This is a genomic window from Streptomyces sp. NPDC007901, from assembly GCF_042959465.1.
GTDB lineage: Bacteria > Actinomycetota > Actinomycetes > Streptomycetales > Streptomycetaceae > Streptomyces.
This window is the reverse complement of record NZ_JBIBKW010000067.1, coordinates 1-5848: the sequence shown is the minus strand read 5'-3', so window position 1 is coordinate 5848 and position 5848 is coordinate 1. Positions and strand designations below refer to the sequence as shown.

Sequence of the window (5848 nt, the reverse complement as noted above, 5' to 3'; positions counted from 1 at the left end):
TTGCGCAGCAGCGTCCGCAGCCGTACGAGCTGGAAGCGGTGCCGCAGCAGCGCCCGCCGCTGCCGTATCTCCAGCGGCGCGATCCACGCTTCCGGCAGGAGGTCGGCACGCAGGAGCCGGCCCAGGGTGGCCGCGTCGACCTTGTCGTTCTTCGCTGTGTTTCTGATCACCCGCCGGACGCCCCGCCACATGAAAGCGCAAGGTTAGGGGCACCCCCACGACGGGGCGGGCGGGCCCGCGTGCGGGACATGGACGGCGTCCGCTTCTGTCTCGGACCTGGTCCGCACCGGTCGCCGGGCCGGGCCTGTTCCTTCTGGCGGCCTGGCGCTGTGACCCAGGTCTCACGATGTGCGTGCAGCATGCGAGACCAGTTTCCCGTCAGGGAGGGGTGACAGGAAGGGATGGGGATGTGGAGTTGGCAGCCGAGCGCGATGTCCGTGTCGAAATCAGTGAGTCCGCACCGGGGAAGTCGGAGTACGACTTCCACGACTTTGTCGTCGCCCGGTCGGCCGCGCTGTACCGCGGGGCCCTCGTCTTGACGGGGAACCGCGAGACCGCGGAGGACTTGGTCCAGGAGACCCTGGAGCGGGCCTGCCGCAAGTGGCGCGTCATTGCCGCCAAGGACGCTCCGGAGGCCTACGTGCGGCGCATCATGGTGAACCTGGTCAACGACCGGTGGCGGAGGTTCCGCCGCACGGTCGCGCACCAGGACGGCGGCGAACGTGCCGCCCCTGGGGACCAGTACGGGCAGGTGGACACGAGGGACCAACTGGTACGGGCCCTGCAGGGTCTGCCGATTCGCATGCGGACGGTCGTGGTACTGCGGTACTTCCACGACCTGTCGGATGACGAGATCGCGGCCGACCTGAAGATCTCACCGAGCACCGTGCGGTCCCAGCTCGCTCGCGGCATCGACAAGCTCAGAGGCCAGTTCCCCGCACTCTCCAGCCCTTCGCCACAGCAGCCGACGGAAGGAATCTGATGAGATCACACGATTCGCAGCCTTCTGGCTGCACACTCTTCGAGCAGGAGCTGGTGAACGCCATGAACGACTTCGTGAACACCGCCGAGACGCCGCACTTCGACACAGCCGTCATCGAGCGCGGGGCGCGCCGCAAGCGGGCCACCGCCATCGCGGGCATCGCCACCGCGCTGGTCGTGGCCTGCGGCGCAGGCACCGCCCTGGCCGCCGGCGCCGTCGGCAGCGGTTCGCACACCCCGGTGCAGACCTCTGCCGGCAGCACCGACGCCGACAGCACCACCTTGCTTGTCCGCACCAGCGACGGCACGACCGCCAAGGAGCAGCTGGCCGGCGTGAGCGCGGCGAGGGCCAGGACGGCGCTTGTCCACTTCGGCCTCACGCCCACATTCACCCGGGTCCAGAAGTCCGACTGCAAGAAGCAGGAGGACGCGGTGGTCGCGCTTTCTCCGCACGCTCCGACGGTCGTCCACGCGGGTGACACGGTCCTCGTAACCACCTGCTACCGCTGACCTGACGGAGTCGGCCCGACCGGACAGAGGCCGGACAGCGCGTGGTGGCCCCGTCGGAACCGGGGCCACCACCCCTGCATTCCACCACGCGTCTGCCCATGGACGATGTGCGTCCGCGCCGATCTCCCCGACTGACCCGTTGAGCAGGCCCACTCTGCAGCCGGCCGACGCTGACGCTCGTTCAGATACGACAGCCACCGGCCCGGCTTGGAGAGCCAGTCGAGGAAGGTATGGGTGCCGCCGCCGGAGTCCGCGCGGATCAGCGTCTGATGTCCCCGCCGCAGGTGGTTCGGCAGCTGGGCCAGGGCGAGCTGGGCGGTGGTGACGTGATCGGCGCCCGTATTGGAGCCGGCGTTGCCCGACCGCAGCAGCGCGGCCACCGGCTCCCCGGACCCGGCCGGGCCGTGGTCGACGAACGCGACGAGCGGGTGATGGCCGAGGTCTTTCTTCCAGGTGGTGGTGGCATCCTGCTTCACAGAGTGTGCGAGGAGCAGCATCCCCTCGATGTCCACGATCACGCTGCCGCCGGCCGCCGGACTGTCCGCCCCGGCCAACTCCCAGACCCGCGAACGTACTTCGGTTCGCATCGTGCGGATCGCGGTGAGTGCCTCCGACCCGCCTGAGGCGAAGGCATCGATGAGCCGGGAGACCGTCGGGTCTGACGCCACCGGGCCGAACACGCCGGGCCGGGCCCGCAGTATGGCGACATCGGCGAGGCAGTCCCCGCGCAGAGCCGTCGCGAGCGCGACGTCCAGCAGGACCTTGCCGGGGTCGTGCACCGTCCGAGTCTTGCGCTACGGCTTCATTATCACCGATATCGCGGTGTCCGACCCGGACTTGCGGACCGTCTCGGCCAGCAGCACCGCCCCGGCCTGCGAGACCGCCCCGCTGCCACCGCCCTCGACGCGGACACACGAGTGCAACCCGATACGTTCCCGATACGTCTACTCACCTGGAGAGTGCTACTTTCCACGCAGCCAACAAGACCCAAGAAAAGTCCCATCGTTGCAGGTCAGAGACGCTCTCTGTTTATTTGATCAAGGCATGGAGGAGCACACTCATGAAAGCCCGAGGCCAGGGCCGAGAGTGCCGGGTGTGGAGAACGACATGCGCAGCATTGACGAGATGGCCCGCGACAGCGGTCTGGGCGTGAGCGCCGTGCGATTCTACGACCGAGCCGACGTGCTGGTCCCGGCCTGGGTGGACCCGGTGAGCGGTTAGCGCTGGTATGAACCCGAACAGCTCGAAGAGGTCCGGCTGCTGGCCCGCTTGCGCCAGACCCCAAGCATCCGCCCTGTCAACGTGAACGGGTGCGGCTCCCCTGAGGTGAGTTGGCGCTGGGGTTCATGCTCGAGGGTGGATGCGTGCTGGCGGCTGTCGATCGCAGAGCAAGACTGAATTCAGTCTGGACGTAATTCAGTCCGCTCGGTAGCGTGTGCCGCATGGGCATTGAGGTGGAGCTCCAGAACTATCTGGGCGAGAAGCGTGCGCTGGTCGACGCCATCGCACGCGAGTTCCGTGGCGGTACCCCCGCCAAGACCATCGCGTTGAGCGTGGCGCGGGCCTTCAGCCGTGACCAGGTGACGCAGTACCTGAGTGCGGTCGCACTGCATGATTCCGCCCGCAAGGCGCTGCGGGAGGCGGATTTGGCTCATGCGTTCGATGTCTGGGTGACGGGGATCGATGCCCCCAGGGAGGCCCGTATCCAGATTGCGGCTGACCCTGCCGAGACTCCGGACTACGCGGACCTGGCGTCCCGGGTCAGAGCCGCGTTCCGCGACTTCTACCTCACCTTGGACCTCACCTTGGACGTCACGAAGGACTTCCCGCGGGGGGAGGGCCACAGGATCACCGATGCGTTCTTGGACCAGGCGCTGCTCGATGGTGAGCCCGTGCGCCTCGTCAAGGCGACGCCGCGCACCTGATCAGTGCCGCCGGTTGTGTGTTCTACATTTCTGGGCGCACTGCTGGCGGTGTTGCGTCCCGTCTTCTCCGTCGGGTGCAGGTCGTTTCGAGCGCGGTCGCCGATCAGGCGGTGAGGTCGTATTCGCCTTGGCCAGCGGCTTGATAGAGGCGTTCGTGTTCGCGAGCGACGTGGAAGCGCCAGTAGGTGTCGAAGTCGCCGTTGCTGTGTACGGCTCAGAGTTTGAGAACGGCTTCGGCGCCGTCGAGGCCCCAGCGGGCGCCGGAGATGTCGAGCCGGTCGGCAATCAGGTGCCGCCACGCGCCTTCGATCACGCCGGTCGCGATCGGCCAGCCGGCTGCCAGCGCCCGGTCGTAGCGCAAGAACTCGGCCTTCCCTGTCAGGTAGCGGACACACGCATCAACGCCGTGGCGCCGGTCCCCGTTCAGCCCGGCGTTGTCCGCCTGGGCTGTGATCGTCTCGGCGACCTGGTGGGCATGACCGGCGAGGATAGTCAGGGCCTGTATGGCGACCCAGTCCTCGACCGCAGGATCACCGCTGTTGGGAAGCACCATGCTGCGCTCCACACGTATTCCAGGACGTGGACAAGGTCGATGACGATGCTGATCTCGGCGTCGCGGCGAGCGGCTTCCTGCTGGATCAGCTCGAGTTGGTGAACGGCGCCGTCGACGAGGACGACCCACGGCCGCCGATGACCGGCATCGCGGTATTCGGCCTGGTCGAAAGCGCGGCCGATGACGGTGGCGGGATCATCGGCGACCGAGCCGGACAGCCACTTGTTCCTCGCCGTTGGCCCCGGCCGCAGAGTCCGGTTGCCGTGCCGGCCGCCGGGCGGGGCGATCACATCGTGCGGGCGGCGGACGGCCGGTTCGGCGTCGTAGACGCAGGCGAGGGTCGCCATCCGCTTGCGTGCCGGTTTCTCACCGGACGCCAGGCGGGTGCGGAAGCGGCCGGTGCCCCGTGCCGCGGCGGCCTTCTGAGTGGCGGGCCGCAGCGCGTCGGGCCGCATCACGATGCCCTTGCTGTCCACGGACATCACCAGCGTGGTTGAGGCGGTGTACGGGAGAGGTATCTGTGCGCGGTAGAAGGCATCGATGTCGGCGGCGGCCATCACGGCCTGCTCGACCTGCCGTTTGCCGATCACCGGCCCGTACCGGCGGCCGATCGCCGCGGTGGCGGCGTCAAACGAGCCGCGTGCCGCCTCGAGTGCGGCCAGCCGCACCAGTTGGTGACTGTGCCGCAGCCGGGGCAAGGATAACGCCACGTCAGCGGGGTGGAGGTTGGTGGCGCCGGGCGCCCGCCACGCGCACCGGCGCACGATGACCGTGCCGAACAGCGTGGCCAGCAGCCGCCGGTGGCCGTACTCGATGCGCGTGCGCATCACCCCGTCAGGGCCGGTCGGCGGAAGCCGGCGCCTCCGCGCGGTGTCCTCCTCCCGCCGGGCCCGCAGTTCCAGGTGGTCCGACAAGAGCTGCCGCAGGATCTCGCGGCCCCGCAGGTCAAGGAGTTCTTCCAGCTCATCGTGGTGCAGGCCGGCACTCGCCGGGCCAGCGAGATCGGCAACGGGCGTGGTGAACAGATGAGTTGAACGGTCAAAGGGGTCAGCTGTCGTGGGTGTCTCGTACCGTTCCACGGGGCGCTTCTCTCCGGGGACGTTTGGTTGGCACCTTCGAATCTAGAGAGAGGAGCCCTGCTCCCGTTGCCGCCTTGACGATTCCGCTGCGTCCTTCCGACCGGCCGCCGTGAAACGGCTCGGACCTTCCTCGGTCAGCCAGCCCCGGTCCACCAGCCGTTTCAACTTCGTCCGCAGGCCCTCGACCTTCGACTTGTCGGTGCTCAACCCGGCCGCGGCGGCCACCTGGTCAGCCCGCAACGGATGCCCGGCATCGACGAGGACCTCGACAAGGTCCTGATACGCCCTCGGCAGCACCGCCACCGCGATACCCGGCCGCCATGGCGGCACCGTCAGCACTCCGATCGGCGACGCAGGAGCGGACTCCACCGACACCGGCTCCGCGTCCTCGACCCTCACCGGGACCGTGACCGAAGGGGCCTCCATGTGATCCGCGCCTGCCTCGCCGAGGATCTCGGCGACCGTCTCCCGGGTGATCTCCAGCCGGACCAAAAGCTCCTCGGCCTGCGCCAAACGCTCGTTCAACACGTCGATCTCACGGCGAAGACCGGCCGCCTCCTCCCGCACGGCCGCCTCCCGCCGATGCAACTCTTCGATCAGCGAACTCATCCGACAGCCACCTCGCTCCCACTCGAAACGGTAGAAGCCACAGAGCCATCACGGCAGACCAACCCGCAACGATGCAGGTCAACAGGTCACTTCAGGAGAGCCGGGCTCATACAAGATTTTCGTAGCCGTTGATCGGGCCAACTGGTCCGTGGCGTCGACTCGTTGAGAGCACCATCCTGATGGTGTGTGAG

The 5848-nt window shown here is 68.0% G+C and carries 4 protein-coding genes and 3 pseudogenes; 4 read left to right on the top strand and 3 right to left on the bottom strand.

Annotated elements, in window-relative coordinates; all coding sequences use genetic code 11:
- Window positions 1-415: 415 nt before the first annotated feature.
- Window positions 416-982, top strand: a complete 567-nt coding sequence (locus tag ACFZDK_RS55395; protein WP_390986934.1) for a SigE family RNA polymerase sigma factor — start codon at window positions 416-418, stop codon at window positions 980-982.
- A complete protein-coding gene (locus ACFZDK_RS55390; protein WP_390986932.1) occupies window positions 982-1491 on the top strand; it encodes a hypothetical protein in 510 nt (169 codons plus the stop codon). Before ACFZDK_RS55395 ends, ACFZDK_RS55390 begins: the two co-directional genes overlap by 1 nt.
- Before the next feature lie 185 nt (window positions 1492-1676).
- On the opposite strand, the pseudogene ACFZDK_RS55385 reads toward ACFZDK_RS55390, so the two are convergent.
- Window positions 1677-2420 (bottom strand): annotated as a pseudogene (locus ACFZDK_RS55385) (transposase); the annotation flags it as partial.
- Between the two features lie 178 nt (window positions 2421-2598).
- Here ACFZDK_RS55385 and ACFZDK_RS55380 point away from each other — a divergent pair.
- Window positions 2599-2709 (top strand): annotated as a pseudogene (locus ACFZDK_RS55380) (DNA polymerase III subunit beta); the annotation flags it as partial.
- Between the two features lie 224 nt (window positions 2710-2933).
- Window positions 2934-3416 carry a hypothetical protein gene (locus tag ACFZDK_RS55375; protein WP_390986929.1) on the top strand — a complete coding sequence of 161 codons (483 nt, stop codon included), beginning with the start codon at window positions 2934-2936 and terminating at the stop codon, window positions 3414-3416.
- A 103-nt stretch (window positions 3417-3519) separates the two neighbouring features.
- On the opposite strand, the pseudogene ACFZDK_RS55370 reads toward ACFZDK_RS55375, so the two are convergent.
- A pseudogene (locus tag ACFZDK_RS55370) lies at window positions 3520-5048 on the bottom strand (ISKra4 family transposase).
- Between the two features lie 42 nt (window positions 5049-5090).
- Window positions 5091-5657 carry a hypothetical protein gene (locus ACFZDK_RS55365; RefSeq protein WP_390986927.1) on the bottom strand — a complete coding sequence of 189 codons (567 nt, stop codon included), beginning with the start codon at window positions 5655-5657 and terminating at the stop codon, window positions 5091-5093.
- Window positions 5658-5848 lie beyond the last annotated feature (191 nt).